At 62.5% G+C, this 13,225-nt stretch carries 17 protein-coding genes; 4 read left to right on the forward strand and 13 right to left on the reverse strand.

What is annotated here, in order from left to right:
* The first annotated feature begins 54 nt into the window (after positions 1-54).
* Positions 55-1,938, forward strand: coding sequence for a TonB-dependent receptor domain-containing protein (locus tag L6D82_RS09880; RefSeq protein WP_236188904.1), 1,884 nt, complete (start codon positions 55-57; stop codon positions 1,936-1,938).
* Here L6D82_RS09880 and L6D82_RS09885 read toward each other — a convergent pair.
* The 12 genes from L6D82_RS09885 to nrdR all read right to left on the reverse strand — a co-directional run bounded on the left by L6D82_RS09885 (position 1,935) and on the right by nrdR (position 10,641).
* Positions 1,935-2,735, reverse strand: coding sequence for a cobalamin-binding protein (locus L6D82_RS09885; protein WP_236188905.1), 801 nt, complete (start codon positions 2,733-2,735; stop codon positions 1,935-1,937). The genes L6D82_RS09880 and L6D82_RS09885 overlap by 4 nt on opposite strands.
* Positions 2,735-3,154 carry an MFS transporter gene (locus L6D82_RS09890; RefSeq protein WP_134020908.1) on the reverse strand — a complete coding sequence of 140 codons (420 nt, stop codon included), beginning with the start codon at positions 3,152-3,154 and terminating at the stop codon, positions 2,735-2,737. The genes L6D82_RS09885 and L6D82_RS09890 overlap by 1 nt, the downstream gene beginning before the upstream one ends.
* Positions 3,151-3,768 carry a GTP cyclohydrolase II gene (gene ribA / locus L6D82_RS09895; RefSeq protein ID WP_007955551.1) on the reverse strand — a complete coding sequence of 206 codons (618 nt, stop codon included), beginning with the start codon at positions 3,766-3,768 and terminating at the stop codon, positions 3,151-3,153. The genes L6D82_RS09890 and ribA overlap by 4 nt, the downstream gene beginning before the upstream one ends.
* Before the next feature lie 133 nt (positions 3,769-3,901).
* Complete coding sequence (locus L6D82_RS09900) at positions 3,902-4,627, reverse strand: substrate-binding periplasmic protein (RefSeq protein ID WP_236188906.1); 726 nt, start codon at positions 4,625-4,627, stop codon at positions 3,902-3,904.
* Positions 4,628-4,655: 28 nt separating this feature from the next.
* Positions 4,656-5,159, reverse strand: coding sequence for a phosphatidylglycerophosphatase A family protein (locus L6D82_RS09905; RefSeq protein ID WP_085697647.1), 504 nt, complete (start codon positions 5,157-5,159; stop codon positions 4,656-4,658).
* On the reverse strand, positions 5,156-6,121 hold the full coding sequence (thiL, locus tag L6D82_RS09910) for a thiamine-phosphate kinase (RefSeq protein ID WP_102716669.1): 966 nt from the start codon (positions 6,119-6,121) through the stop codon (positions 5,156-5,158). Before thiL ends, L6D82_RS09905 begins: the two co-directional genes overlap by 4 nt.
* A gap of 27 nt (positions 6,122-6,148) precedes the next feature.
* Positions 6,149-6,649 (reverse strand): transcription antitermination factor NusB, encoded by a 501-nt coding sequence (gene nusB, locus L6D82_RS09915; RefSeq protein ID WP_007955566.1) that lies wholly within the window; start codon positions 6,647-6,649, stop codon positions 6,149-6,151.
* Positions 6,646-7,122, reverse strand: coding sequence for a 6,7-dimethyl-8-ribityllumazine synthase (gene ribH / locus L6D82_RS09920; protein WP_003228649.1), 477 nt, complete (start codon positions 7,120-7,122; stop codon positions 6,646-6,648). The genes nusB and ribH overlap by 4 nt, the downstream gene beginning before the upstream one ends.
* A 91-nt stretch (positions 7,123-7,213) precedes the next feature.
* The gene (ribBA, locus tag L6D82_RS09925; protein WP_039771922.1) at positions 7,214-8,305 is read right to left on the reverse strand and encodes a bifunctional 3,4-dihydroxy-2-butanone-4-phosphate synthase/GTP cyclohydrolase II; all 1,092 of its coding nucleotides are present in this window, start codon (positions 8,303-8,305) and stop codon (positions 7,214-7,216) included.
* Positions 8,306-8,321: 16 nt separating this feature from the next.
* Complete coding sequence (locus tag L6D82_RS09930) at positions 8,322-8,999, reverse strand: riboflavin synthase (RefSeq protein WP_085609113.1); 678 nt, start codon at positions 8,997-8,999, stop codon at positions 8,322-8,324.
* A 47-nt stretch (positions 9,000-9,046) separates the two neighbouring features.
* Positions 9,047-10,180 (reverse strand): bifunctional diaminohydroxyphosphoribosylaminopyrimidine deaminase/5-amino-6-(5-phosphoribosylamino)uracil reductase RibD, encoded by a 1,134-nt coding sequence (gene ribD, locus L6D82_RS09935; protein ID WP_236188907.1) that lies wholly within the window; start codon positions 10,178-10,180, stop codon positions 9,047-9,049.
* Positions 10,177-10,641: a transcriptional regulator NrdR gene (gene nrdR / locus L6D82_RS09940; protein WP_003228656.1), complete on the reverse strand. Its 465-nt coding sequence runs from the start codon at positions 10,639-10,641 to the stop codon at positions 10,177-10,179. Before nrdR ends, ribD begins: the two co-directional genes overlap by 4 nt.
* Positions 10,642-10,769: 128 nt before the next feature.
* Between nrdR and L6D82_RS09945 the strand changes: the two genes are divergently transcribed.
* The 3 genes from L6D82_RS09945 to trxA are packed head-to-tail and all read left to right on the forward strand — an operon-like array spanning position 10,770 to position 12,799.
* Positions 10,770-11,234, forward strand: coding sequence for a YbaY family lipoprotein (locus L6D82_RS09945; protein WP_007955577.1), 465 nt, complete (start codon positions 10,770-10,772; stop codon positions 11,232-11,234).
* The gene (locus L6D82_RS09950; RefSeq protein ID WP_085747612.1) at positions 11,231-11,887 is read left to right on the forward strand and encodes a class I SAM-dependent methyltransferase; all 657 of its coding nucleotides are present in this window, start codon (positions 11,231-11,233) and stop codon (positions 11,885-11,887) included. The genes L6D82_RS09945 and L6D82_RS09950 overlap by 4 nt, the downstream gene beginning before the upstream one ends.
* 39 nt (positions 11,888-11,926) lie before the next feature.
* Positions 11,927-12,799, forward strand: coding sequence for a thioredoxin (gene trxA, locus L6D82_RS09955; RefSeq protein WP_007955581.1), 873 nt, complete (start codon positions 11,927-11,929; stop codon positions 12,797-12,799).
* Between the two features lie 4 nt (positions 12,800-12,803).
* Here trxA and L6D82_RS09960 read toward each other — a convergent pair whose 3' ends face one another.
* Positions 12,804-13,163, reverse strand: a complete 360-nt coding sequence (locus tag L6D82_RS09960) for a hypothetical protein (protein ID WP_102686395.1) — start codon at positions 13,161-13,163, stop codon at positions 12,804-12,806.
* Positions 13,164-13,225: the final 62 nt, after the last annotated feature.

A 13,225-nucleotide genomic window follows, 5' to 3' on the forward strand; every position in this document is an offset into this window, starting at 1 on the left:
GTGTTTTGTGTCGCTGGAAATCTAGTGCACACCAGAAATACCAACGGAATACCGATGAACCTCTCGCGCCTCGCCCTGCCCCTCCTGCTGCTGCCCTCCGCCAACGCCCTCGCTGACAATTTCGAACGCGATCAGGCCCTGAAGCTGCCGGACATGCTGATCAGCGCCAACCGTCAGGTCGAAGCACGCAACGACAGCAGCGCCGCCAACACCGTGTTCACCCGCGAAGACATCGAGCGTCTGCAACCGCGCAGCGTCACCGATCTGCTGCAGCGGGTGCCGGGCGTGCAAGTCGCGCAAACCGGCGGACGTGGCAGCCTCCCGGGGATCTACATTCGTGGTACGCAATCGGCGCAGAGCCTGGTGCTGGTCGACGGCCAGCGCATCGGCAATTCCACCTCCGGCGACAGCAACCTGCAACACCTCAACATCGAGCAGATCGAGCGCGTGGAAGTGCTGCGCGGTTCACGTTCGGTGATTTACGGTAGCGATGCAATTGGCGGGGTGATTCAGATCTTCACCCGGCGCGGCGGCGAACAAGGCTTGCAGCCGCGGATGCATGTCGGATTCGGCAGCAACCAGACCTGGGAACGCAGTATTGGCCTCTCCGGCGGAGACGAGAAAACCCGCTTCAACCTCGGCGCCAGCCTCGATGAAACCGCCGGCCTCGACCGCACCCATGAGTCCTACCCCAGCGACAGCGATCACGATGCCTACCGCAACAAATCCATCAGCCTGAGCCTCAGCCATGCGCTGACCGATGACATCGAAGTCGGCGCCAATCTGCTGGATAACAGGGGCAAAAGCGAGTTCGACAGTCCATGGGGACGTTACGTTGAAGCAACCGACCGATCCTATGAAGAGCAACCTTACAGCGATTTCACCGTCAGCAGTTTCAGCAGCTACATCGATGCGCGGATCAACGAGCGCTGGAGGTCGCGCCTGGAACTCGGCCACAGCGAAAATCGTGAAAAAACCTTCGACAAGCTCAGCGATGAACGCTCGGTGTTCAACACCTACCGTGATTCGGTGACCTGGCAGAACGACCTGACCCTCGATGCGCGCAACAGCCTGATCCTTGGTGGCGACTGGTACGAAGACCGGATCAACAGCAGCACCGCGTTCGACGAAGACGGTCGCTGGAACCGCGCCGCATTTATCCAGCATCGTTATCAGGCCGACAGCTTCTCCACCGAACTGGGCCTGCGTCGCGATGACAACCAGCAGTTCGGCGGTCAGAACAGCTGGAGCGGCACGCTGACGTTGCCGGTCAATCCCGACAACGATCTGCTCTTGAGCTACAGCGAAGGCTTCCGTGCCCCTACTTTCAACGACCTGTACTACCCCAAGTACAGCAATCCGGATCTGAAACCGGAAACCTCCAAAAGCTATGAGTTGCAGTGGCGCAGCCAGTTGACTGACAGCAGCCGTCTAGAGGCGTCGATTTATCGTACAGATCTGAAGGACGCCATTATCGCCGCTGACGGTAACCCTCCAGAGAACGTCGCCTCGGCGCGAATCAACGGCTTCGAAGCAGCGCTGAAACAGGAGCTGTTCGGCTGGCAGAGCAACCTCGGCGTGGCGATCATCGATCCCCGCGACCGCGACACCGGCCACACTTTGGCACGGCGTGCCCGTCGCACCCTGAGCTGGGATCTGGATCGACAGTTCGATCGCCTTGGCCTCGGCGCCAGTTGGCAGGCCGTCAGCAGCAGTTATGACGATCTGAACAATCAGCAACCATTGGGCGGTTATGCACTGCTCGGATTGCGCAGCAGCTGGGCGCTGAACCGAGAGATCAAACTGGATTTCAAGGTCGACAACCTGCTGGACAAGGGTTACAGCCGGGCGCTGTACAGCCATGACGGCAGTCAGTTTGGCTATCGCGAGGAAGGTCGGGCGTTCATGTTCGGCGTGACCTGGACGCCGCAGCTCTAACGATCTGGCGCGATCAGCTGGCAGAGCTTGGCGGTCGCCTCGATCATCTGCCCGCTCGGACGCTCAAGGCCTTTATCGGTGACCAGCAGCAATTGCCCGTGCTTGACCGCTGCCACTTGTGGCCAGGCGTTCCACGCCTCCAGTTGCGGCTGATCGCCGGCCAGTATCACTTCGGGATCACGCTGTAAAACCGCTTCGATGCTCACCTGTGGCGCTGGCAGGCTCAGGTCGGCGAACACATTGCGTGCGCCACACACTTCAAGCGCATCGCTGATGATTTGTCCGCCACCGACGGTGTACAGCGGCTTGTCCCAAACCTGATAGAACACCCGCAGCGGTACTTCGCGGCGGTAGCGCTGGCGCAGCTTATCGAGTTTTTGCCGCAACTCGCTGGCCCGCGCGATCCCACGCTCAGGACGACCGAGCTGTATCGCGATGCCCTCAATCTGCGCAGTCAGCTGTTCGAGACTGTGAGGCTCGGCAACGAACGTCGGGATGTTCAGGCGCTTGAGCTGATCACGTTGAGCCGGGCCGACACTGCCGGGCCACAACAGCAACAAGTCAGGCTTGAGGCTGAGCAACCGTTCCATGTCTAGCTGGCCGTAACGGCCCACCGAAGGCACGTCCTTGATCGCGGAAGGACGCTCACCGGCATCCAGCACCCCGACCAGCAGGTCGGCCGAACCCAGTTCAACCACGATTTCGGACAGAGATGGCGCGAGGCTGACCACCCGCAGGGCGGCCAGCGTTTCACCGCTGACGGCCAGCAGCAGAACCGCCAGCCAGAGACGACGCATCAAGCGAGTTGACGCGGGATACGGTAGAGGTAGAACAGCACCGCCGTGGACAGCGCCAGCAACATCAGCGGCACCGCTTCAAGGCCAACGAACACCGCCAGCGCACCAATCCATGCCGGCAGCGCCGCGACCACGTATGCACTGCGAAGGCAGGCCGCCAGGGCAATCCAGGCAGCGGGCTCTTCAGGAGTATCGAGGGCTTTTTGCGTGGCGATCAGCGCATGTTTGTAGCGCCCGAAAAACTTCAGGCTGACAAACATCGAGGCCACGCCAGCGATAAAGAAAGGCAGCGCCAGCACCGGCAGAATCGCCTCGCCCTGGCCGAACACAGCGTTGATCACGAACAGCGGCACCAGCGCCAGCGCCAGGTATTTCCACCAGGCGATCGACAGACGGCGCCGCACTTGCCCGCGGGTCACGCCCGGTCTACCTCGCCCTGATGCTCGTTGCCCATCATGTGGTCGAGCTTGCTGGCCTTGGTCGCCAGATAGAGTTTGTTGTGCGGGTTGTGGCCGGTGTGCAGCGGCACGCGCTCGGCAACAACGATACCCATATCGGTCAAGGCTTTGACCTTGCGCGGGTTGTTGGTCATCAGACGCAGGGATTTGACGCCCAGATGCTCCAGCATCGGCAGGCACATGGCGTAGTCACGCTGGTCGGCGGCAAAGCCCAGACGCTCGTTGGCTTCAACGGTGTCGGCGCCGCCGTCCTGCAATTCGTAGGCACGGATCTTGTTCAACAGACCGATGCCGCGTCCTTCCTGACGCAGGTACAGCAACACGCCACGACCTTCGCGAGCGATGGCTTTGAGGGCGCCCTCAAGTTGCGAACCGCAGTCGCAACGCTGGCTGAACAAGGCATCGCCGGTCAGGCATTCGGAGTGCAGACGGCCGAGTACCGGGGCACCGTCGGCAATCTCACCCAGGCTCAGCACGACGTGCTCGCGGCCGGTGGCTTCATCGAGAAAACCGTGCATGGTGAATTGTGCAAAAGGCGTTGGCAGCTTGGAAGCGGCGACAAAAACGACAGGCACCGGTGTGCTCCTGATCTGAAAAGTCTGAAGATTCGCTGGGCGGCATTGTAACAGCAGGTTCCCGCAGGCGCTTAGGCTGAATTATCGGCCATAACGATCAAAAAGTTTGATAACAGGCTCGCCCTTATCGCGTTCATTCGAAGGGATACGGCTGCTTCCAGCGCTCGAAGATCGGCTTCAACTCACCGCTCTTCACCAGTTGCTCCATGCGCTGGTCATAGATCGACATCAGCGCCCGGCCTTGCGGGGTGTCGGCGAAACCGAGGTACAGCGGCAGTTCAGCCAGATGTGAATAACGGTACTGCGACGGGTCGGCGGCGTTTCTCACCACCGCTTCTATTTCCGTCAGCGCATCGATGTAGTAATCCGCCCGCCCCTGCTTGAGCATCGACAGGATCCCGGTGCGGCGCTCGATCTGGTTGAAGCGTTTGACGTTCGGCAGGTAGGTTTCGTAGCGATAGCCGCGCACCCAGGCCAGTCGGTATTTGCCCAGCGTCGCCTGGGTCGGCGAGGGATTGCTGGCCAGGCCGAGCGCGTAGATGTGGTCGGAATCGAAATTCCATTTCGGGTACAGCACCTGTTCGGCTTCACCGCGATAGGAACCGACCAGTGCGTCGGCTTCCTTCAACTGCACCAGCCCGACCGAGCGGGTGTAGGGCACGGTGCGAATATCCAGGGCCACTCCCACCGGCTCGAACACTTTGCGCAACACGTCCCAGCCCAGGCCATGACCATCGGCGGCGGTGTAGTCTTCCCAGTCTTCGCTGGCCAGGTGAATGACCGACGGCGGTGCGTCCTGTGCCTGGGCCATGGCGCCAAGCAAGGTCAAAACCACTATCGCCAACCAGCGTCGAGTCATCCCTGCGTCCCTCATCCACGCCTGGAAATCAGGCGAAAAGCCACACCAGTCCCTGCATCGCCAGCCAGGCGAATACGCCGGCCAGCACGTCGTCGAGCATGATGCCGACGCCGCCGTGAACATGCCGGTCGATCCAGCGGATCGGCCACGGCTTGAGAATGTCGAAGAAGCGGAACACCAGGAACCCGGCGAGCAACCAGTACCAGCCTTCCGGCACCAGCCACAGGGTGATCCACATCCCGACCATTTCGTCCCAGACGATGCCTTCGTGGTCGTGCACCCGCAGATCGTCGGCCACTTTGCCGCACAGCCAGAAGCCGAACAGCATGGTGATCCCGAGCATCAGCCAGTAACCCCAGTCGGGCAGCATCTGCCACAACGGGATAAAGGGTAGCGCAACTAACGAGCCCCAAGTGCCCGGCGCCTTGGGCAAGGTGCCCGAGCCGAAGCCGAACGCGAGGAAATGCCAGGGATTGCGCCAGACCGACGGCGGAACGAATTCGGCCGGAACCTGTTTCGGGTGATCTGTCACGGTGACTCCTGAAAATGTTGATAACCCCGGATTTGCGGGGTGATGTCGTGCCCGTCGCGATCCAGCAGCACCACGCCCTGGCCTTGCGTTACGCGGCCGATCACATGGATCGGCCAGCCATCGGCGAGCAGCGCCGGCAACTCGTCGGACGGCAACGTGAAAGCCAGCACGTAATCATCGCCACCGCTCAACGCCGCACGCTCGGCGCCGCGCTGGCCGAGAAACGTCACCAGCGCATCCGACAACGGAACACGCTCACGCTCGACTTCGAGGCGAACCTTCGAGGCCAGTGCAATGTGACCACAGTCGGCGAGCAGGCCATCGGAGATATCCAGCGCCGAGCTGGCCTTGCCACGCAGGGCCTGGCCGAGGGCAAGTTGCGGTTGCGGCGACCAGTAATGATCAAGCAGCGGCTGGGCGATGTGCGGCTCGGCGTCACGCTGACCCAGCACCAGCGGCAAGGCCCCGGCGGCATTGCCCAGTTCGCCGCCGACACACAGCAGATCGCCCGGCTGTGCGCCGCTGCGGGTGAGCGCTTTGCCGGCCGGGACGCGGCCGAACACGGTGACGGTCAGGCTCAACGGCCCGCGCGTCGTGTCGCCGCCGACCAGTGCCACGCCGCAGCCCTGCGCCATGCGGTTCAAACCGCGGGCATAGGCTTGCAGCCAATCGGCAGTCACCGTCGGCAGAGTCAGGGCAAGGGTAAAGGCGACGGGCGTGGCGCCCATGGCAGCGAGGTCGCTGACCGCCACGGCCAGCGAGCGCTGACCGAGCAGAAACGGATCGCAGGGATCGGCGAAATGCACGCCGGCCACCAGCGTATCGGTGGAAACCGCCAGCTGTTCCCCGGAAGGAACCGCCAGCAAGGCGCAGTCGTCGCCGATCCCCAATGCAACGCCTTCGCCGCCCTGCGCACAAGGCGCGGCGGCGAAGAAATTGCGGATCAGCTCAAACTCGCCCATGGCCGAGAAAAAGTATTCAAGCGCGGATCAGCGCTTGAACGCCTTCACTTCAGCTTCACGCAGGCGCGGAGCCAGCTTGTCGAGCACGCCGTTGACGAACTTGTGGCCGTCGGTCGAACCGAACACCTTGGCCAGTTCAATACCTTCGTTGATCACAACGCGGTACGGCACGTCGACGCGCTTGAGCAGTTCCCAGGTGGACAGGCGCAGAACGGCCAGTTCAACCGGGTCCAGCTCTTCGATCGCCAGGTCCAGGCAAGGCGTGAGCGCGTTGTCGATTTCGGTCTTGAACTGCGGAACCCCGTGCAGGATTTCGCGGAAGTAAGCACCGTCGACATCGGTGAAATCGTTATCGACCCGGAACTGCGCTTCGATCTCGTTCAACGACTGCCGAGCCATGTGCCACTGATACAGGGCCTGGGTCGCGAGCTGACGGGCTTCGCGGCGCTTGGCGCTTTTCGATGGCTTGCCGGCATCCGCAGGTTTCGGATCGCGCGGGTTGAAACGATCGCTTTCGTCGCTAATCACTTGGCCTCCAACTGCGCCAGCAGGCTGACCATTTCCAGAGCGGACAGGGCAGCTTCAGCACCTTTGTTGCCGGCCTTGGTGCCGGAACGTTCGATGGCTTGCTCGATGGAATCAACGGTCAGGACGCCGAAAGCGACCGGTACGCCGAACTCCATGGACACCTGGGCCAGGCCCTTGGTGCACTCGCCAGCCACGTATTCGAAGTGCGGAGTGCCGCCACGAATGACCGCGCCCAGGGCGATGATTGCTGCGAACTCGCCTTTCTGGGCGACTTTCTGCGCAACCAGCGGGATTTCGAAGGCGCCAGGTGCGCGGATGATGGTGATGTCGCTTTCGCTCACGCCGTGGCGAACCAGGGCATCAACTGCACCGCTGACCAGGCTTTCAACCACGAAGCTGTTGAAGCGGCCCACTACCAAAGCGTAGCGGCCTTTAGGGGCGATGAAGGTACCTTCGATGGTCTTCAGGGTCATTCGTCAGATCTCTTAAAGAGCCGGGACGCGTCTGTTTCGCGTCCCTCAGTGATTTATTTGCCGCGAATTCGGAGCCGGAAACAACCGGTCATTATTCGGAGGGCACGTATTCTACAACTTCCAGATCGAAACCGGATATTGCATTGAACTTCATCGGCGCCGACATCAGTCGCATTTTGCGCACGCCGAGGTCACGCAGGATCTGCGAACCGGCACCGACGATGCTGTAGGTGGTCGGTTTTTTCGGCGCGGCCTGATCGCCGGTTTCGCGGATGTGCGCCAGCAACACGTCGCCATCCAGTGGGTGACCGAGCAACAGCACCACACCGCTGCCGGCCTCGGCAACCGCGGCCATGGCGGCACGCAGGCTCCAGCGGCCCGGTTGTTTGACCATCAGCAGGTCGCGCAGCGGGTCCATGTTGTGCACGCGAACCAGGGTCGGCTCTTCGGCGCAAACGGTGCCCAGGGTCAGTGCCATGTGCACGTCGCCTTCCACGGAATCACGATAGGTCACCAGGTTGAATTGGCCCAGTTCGCTGTCCAGCGGCTGCTCGGCAATCCGCTGAACGGTACGTTCGTGGATCATCCGGTAGTGAATCAGGTCGGCGATGGTGCCGATCTTGATGTTGTGTTCAGCGGCGAAAGCTTCCAGTTCGGCGCGACGGGACATGGTGCCGTCGTCGTTCATCACTTCGCAGATCACACCGCTCGGCTCGAAACCGGCCATGCGCGCCAGGTCGCAGGCGGCTTCGGTGTGACCGGCACGGGCCAGGGTGCCACCGGCCTGGGCCATCAGCGGGAAGATGTGGCCCGGGCTGACGATGTCTTCGGCTTTCGCGTCTTTCGCGGCGGCCGCTTGCACGGTGCGTGCGCGGTCAGCGGCGGAAATGCCGGTGGTCACGCCTTCGGCGGCTTCGATCGAGACGGTGAACTTGGTGCCGAAACCGGAACCGTTGCGTGGTGCCATCAGCGGCAGCTTCAGGGTTTCGCAGCGCTCGCGGCTCATCGGCATGCAGATCAGGCCACGGGCGTATTTGGCCATGAAGTTGATGTGCTCGGCCTTGCAGCATTCGGCGGCCATGATCAGGTCGCCTTCGTTCTCGCGGTCTTCGTCATCCATGAGGATGACCATCTTGCCTTGGCGGATGTCTTCAACCAGTTCTTCGATGCTATTGAGCGCCACAAGGCACCCCCTTCAGTCAGGATTTGAGGTAGCCGTTGGCGGCCAGAAAGCTTTCAGTGATGCCACCGCCAGGCTTTTGTGAAGAGTCAGGCTCAGCGGCCCTGTCGCCCAGAAGCAGACGCTCCAGATAACGCGCCAGCAGGTCGACTTCCAGGTTCACCCGGCGACCTGGCTTGTAGGACGCCATGATGGTTTCGCTCAGGGTGTGCGGAATGATCGTCAGCAGGAATTCGGCGCCATCGACCGCATTCACGGTCAGGCTGGTGCCGTCGACGGTGATCGAGCCTTTGTGGGCGATGTACTTGGCCAGCTCTTTCGGCGCGCGGATGCGAAATTCCACGGCGCGGGCATTGTCGCTGCGCGATACCACTTCGCCGACACCGTCGACGTGACCGCTGACCAGATGGCCGCCGAGACGGGTGGTCGGAGTCAGGGCTTTTTCCAGGTTGACCGGGCTGCCGCTTTTCAGGTCATTCATGGCGGTGCAGTCGAGGGTTTCGCGACTGACGTCGGCGGCGAAGCCGTTGCCCGGCAGTTCAACCGCGGTCAGGCACACGCCGTTGACCGCGATGCTGTCGCCGAGTTTTACGTCGCTCAGGTCGAGCTTGCCGGTTTCGACATGCACCCGCACATCACCGCCCTTTGGGGTCAGTGCGCGGATACTGCCGATGGATTCGATGATGCCGGTAAACATGGGGTTCTCCTTGAGAACGAAGCCAGCGCTAACGCGATGGCCGGGAATTATACGCTCGCCGATGAGACAGGGATTGCAGTGACTCGCCAGTCATCGCCAACCGCGCGAATTTCAGTGATTTTCAGCTCCGGCGCATCCTTCATATAGGCCAGCGGCCAGTCCAGAAGCGGACGCGCCGTGGAGCCGAGGAACTTGCCGGCAATGAAGATCACGAACTCGTCGACCAGACCGAGCTGGGCAAACGCGCCGGCCAGTCGCGGACCGGCCTCGACCAGCACTTCATTGACGCCACGGTTGGCCAGTTCGATCAGCAACTGGTGCAGATCGACCTGACCGTCATCGCCCGGCACGATCAGGCATTCCGGACCGTGGGCGTACTGTTCTTCGATGGCCACGCAGGTGGCGACCAACGCCGGTCCGGCCTTGAAGAACGGTGCATCCAGCGGCACTCGCAGACGCCCATCGATCAGCACCCGCAGCGGCGGACGGCTCAGGGCCAGCGCAGTTTGTTCGGCATCCAGTCCCAGCTCGTCACCGCGAACGGTCAGGCGTGCGCCATCGGCCAGCACCGTGTCGGCGCCGGTCAGCACGACGCTGGCCTGGGCGCGCAGACGCTGCACCGCCGAACGCGCGGCCGGGCCGGTGATCCATTGGCTCTCGCCGCTTTCCATCGCCGTGCGACCGTCGAGGCTCATGGCCAACTTGACCCGCACGAACGGCAAGCCGTGTTCCATGCGCTTCAGAAAACCTTGATTGAGCTTGCGAGCTTCGCCTTCCAGCACGCCGCTTTCGGTGGCGATGCCGGCATCGGCCAGACGCTGCAGACCGCGTCCGGCGACTTGTGGATTCGGATCACGCATCGCCGCGACCACCCGACCGACACCGGCATTCACCAGCGCATCGGCACACGGCGGTGTGCGGCCGTGGTGGCTGCAAGGTTCGAGAGTCACGTAAGCCGTGGCGCCCCGGGCCAGTTCACCGGCGGCGCGCAGGGCGTGGACTTCGGCGTGGGGTTCGCCGGCACGTTCATGGCAGCCTTCGCCGACAATCTGCCCGTCACGCACGATCACGCAGCCAACCCGTGGATTGGGATGCGTCGTGTAATGCCCCTTGCGCGCCAGCTCCAGGGCCCGGGCCATGAAGTGGGCGTCGAGGATGGCCTGCTCGGCGGCGGCGGTCATTCTTTCACCGGTTCGCGGGCGAGGCGGTCGATCTCTTCGCGAAATTCGTTGAGGTCCTGGAAGCGGCGGTACACGGAAGCGAAACGGATGTAGGCCACTTCATCGAGCTTCTGCAGCTCGGCCATCACCAGTTCGCCGACCACGAGGGACTTGACCTCGCGCTCGCCGGTGGCGCGCAGCTTGTGTTTGATATGGACCAGAGAGGATTCGAGGCGCTCGACGCTCACCGGACGTTTCTCCAGGGCGCGCTGCATGCCGGCGCGGAGTTTTTCTTCGTCGAACGGTTGGCGGCTGCCGTCGGTTTTGATCAGGCGCGGCAACACCAGTTCGGCCGTCTCGAACGTCGTGAAACGTTCGCCGCAGGCCAGGCATTCACGCCGGCGGCGCACCTGTTCGCCCTCGGCGACCAGACGCGAGTCGATGACCTTGGTGTCGTTGGCACCGCAGAAGGGACAGTGCATGGTGGCTGGCAACAAAAAAAGGGAGGGCCATGGTAGCGCATCCCGGTGGCAAGACAAGCCATAGGCTTTGCGGTATACAGACTGCCATGATCGTTTGATCCATGGATTTCATTTTGCTGGAGCCGCCAATGTCCCTACGACCGCTCGTTTTGCTCAGTGTTTTCAGCCTGCTGGTTGCCTGTGGCAGCGATGCGCCCAAGCCTCAGCCGCCCACGCCGGGCCCGGCGCCGCAACAGGCGCAGAAAAAAGCCCGGGAAGCCGCCGACCTCGGCCCGCTGCCCGCGTATCAACGGGAACTGAGCGGCACCCTGCAAGGCGTGCCGGCCGGCGCCGAAGTCGAACTGGCGCTGCTGGTGATCGACGCAAAGGATCGCCCGCAACAATTGCTCGCCAGTTCCAGCCTGATCGGCAACAACCAGATTCTGCCGTTCCATCTGCGCTTCAACCCCGACGCTTTTCCGGTGGGTGCGCGGGTTGAACTGCGCGGCCGCGCCAGCCAGTCCGGCCAGTTGATCCTGCACCTGCCGTCGCAGACCATCACTCAGCCGACCACCCAGGCGCTGGGCCAGCTGCAATTTGTCAAAGCACCATGAATGCACCGCTAGACCTGCAACAGTCGCTGGGCGAATTGCTCGGCGACGCCCGACTGAAGGCCTGTGCGTTGCCGGACACCGATTTGCAGCTGTGGCTGATCGACGGCGACAACATGGCGCGCGAATTCAGCCAGGAGGAAACCCAACGAATCCTGCATGAACCGCCGTACTGGAGTTTCTGCTGGGCAAGCGGTCTGGCGGTGGCGCGCTATCTGGCGGAGTTTCCCGAGTGGGTTCGAGGCAAGCGGGTGCTGGATTTCGGCGCCGGTTCCGGAATCGCCGGCATTGCAGCGGTGAAGGCCGGCGCGCTGGAAGTAGTGGCCTGCGACCTCGACCCGCTGGCGATTGCCGCCTGTCGGGCGAATGCCGAACTCAATGATGTGCAGATGAGCTATTCCACGGATTTCTTCGCCGAGGCCGATCGCTTCGATCTGATCCTGGTGGCCGACGTTCTCTATGACCGGGAAAACCTGCCGCTGCTCGACGCCTTCCTGAGCCGTGGCCGCGAGGCGCTGGTGGCGGATTCGCGGGTTCGGGATTTCCGTCATCCGCTGTATCGGCGCATCGAAATGCTCGAGGCCATGACCCTGCCGGATCTGGCCGAGCCCGAAGAGTTTCGCCATGTCAGCCTCTACCACGCGGCCCGCGCCTGACCGTATAGTTGCCCCATTCACGCTTTTACGAGAGACCCCATGAGTCAGCAAACGCCGTACATTTTCGACGCCACGACGGCCGACTTCGACCAGTCGGTGATCGAGGCTTCCTTTCAAAAACCGGTGCTGGTGGATTTCTGGGCCGAATGGTGTGCGCCGTGCAAGGCGCTGATGCCGATGCTGCAAGGCATCGCCGAAAGCTATCAGGGTGAGTTGCTGCTGGCCAAGGTCAATTGCGATATCGAGCAGGACATCGTCGCCCGCTTCGGCATCCGTAGCCTGCCGACCGTGGTGCTGTTCAAGGACGGTCAACCGGTGGACGGCTTTGCCGGTGCGCAACCGGAATCCGCCGTGCGCGCCCTGCTCGAACCGCATGTGCAGATGCCGGCGCCGTCCGCCGCCGATCCGTTCGAACAGGCTCAGGCACTGTTCGATGAAGGCCGTTACGCCGACGCGGAAGCGACACTGGTTACGCTGCTGGGCGAAGACAACACCAACGCCAAGGCGCTGATCCTCTACGCTCGCTGCCTGACCGAACGCGGTGAGCTGGGCGAAGCGCAAACCGTGCTCGACGCGGTCAAGAGCGACGAGCACAAAGCCGCACTGGCCGGCGCCAAGGCGCAGATCAAGTTCCTTGGTCTGGCCCGCGACCTGCCGGACGCCGCCGACCTGAAGAGCCGTCTGGCGCAAAACCCGCAGGACGACGAAGCGGTGTATCAACTGGCGATCCAGCAACTGGCCCGTCAGCAATACGAAGCGGCGCTGGACGCGCTGCTCAAGCTGTTCATCCGCAACCGCAGCTACGGCGAAGGCCTGCCGCACAAGACCTTGCTGCAAGTGTTCGAACTGCTGGGCAACGATCACCCGCTGGTGACCGCTTACCGGCGCAAGGTGTTTGCCGCGCTGTACTAAGCGCTTACTCGACCCAGCTGTAGAGCGGCGTGTCCCCGCCGCTCGCCACTTTCACATCGGATGAATGACGCAGGCGCACCAGCAAGCGCTTGCCCGCCGCTGCGCTGCCGGTCAGCCCTTCGAGCTGATCCAGCAACTCCGGGCCGCTGAGTTGTCCGGCCTTGCGCAACAGATCCCTGGCGACCTGCCACAACGCGTCATCCTGATTCACCGGTTTCGCCACCGGCGCCGCCGCTGCTGTCTGCGGCTGGGCCGTCTGCACCTGCACGCCAAACTGCGCACCGAGTCGCGCCCAGTCGCTTTCATCCAGTTCCAGGGTCAAATCCACCGGCAACTCGCCGACGGTTCCGCGTATCCGCAACATAAGCTTCGCTCCCGCACATTTCTGACCTGCATGCTCCCATGGGACTTGTGTAACGCCAAGCG

The organism is Pseudomonas paraglycinae, from assembly GCF_021601625.1.
Lineage (GTDB): Bacteria > Pseudomonadota > Gammaproteobacteria > Pseudomonadales > Pseudomonadaceae > Aquipseudomonas > Aquipseudomonas paraglycinae.

Coding starts and splice junctions, on each gene's coding strand:
- ribH (WP_003228649.1), bottom strand. CDS start 7,122: ATGACCCTGAAGACCATCGAAGGTACCTTCATCGCCCCTAAAGGCCGC.
- L6D82_RS09885 (WP_236188905.1), bottom strand. CDS start 2,735: ATGCGTCGTCTCTGGCTGGCGGTTCTGCTGCTGGCCGTCAGCGGTGAA.
- L6D82_RS09945 (WP_007955577.1), top strand. CDS start 10,770: ATGTCCCTACGACCGCTCGTTTTGCTCAGTGTTTTCAGCCTGCTGGTT.
- thiL (WP_102716669.1), bottom strand. CDS start 6,121: ATGGGCGAGTTTGAGCTGATCCGCAATTTCTTCGCCGCCGCGCCTTGT.
- nrdR (WP_003228656.1), bottom strand. CDS start 10,641: ATGCACTGTCCCTTCTGCGGTGCCAACGACACCAAGGTCATCGACTCG.
- L6D82_RS09930 (WP_085609113.1), bottom strand. CDS start 8,999: ATGTTTACCGGCATCATCGAATCCATCGGCAGTATCCGCGCACTGACC.
- L6D82_RS09900 (WP_236188906.1), bottom strand. CDS start 4,627: ATGACTCGACGCTGGTTGGCGATAGTGGTTTTGACCTTGCTTGGCGCC.
- L6D82_RS09880 (WP_236188904.1), top strand. CDS start 55: ATGAACCTCTCGCGCCTCGCCCTGCCCCTCCTGCTGCTGCCCTCCGCC.
- L6D82_RS09960 (WP_102686395.1), bottom strand. CDS start 13,163: ATGTTGCGGATACGCGGAACCGTCGGCGAGTTGCCGGTGGATTTGACC.
- ribD (WP_236188907.1), bottom strand. CDS start 10,180: ATGACCGCCGCCGCCGAGCAGGCCATCCTCGACGCCCACTTCATGGCC.
- trxA (WP_007955581.1), top strand. CDS start 11,927: ATGAGTCAGCAAACGCCGTACATTTTCGACGCCACGACGGCCGACTTC.
- L6D82_RS09950 (WP_085747612.1), top strand. CDS start 11,231: ATGAATGCACCGCTAGACCTGCAACAGTCGCTGGGCGAATTGCTCGGC.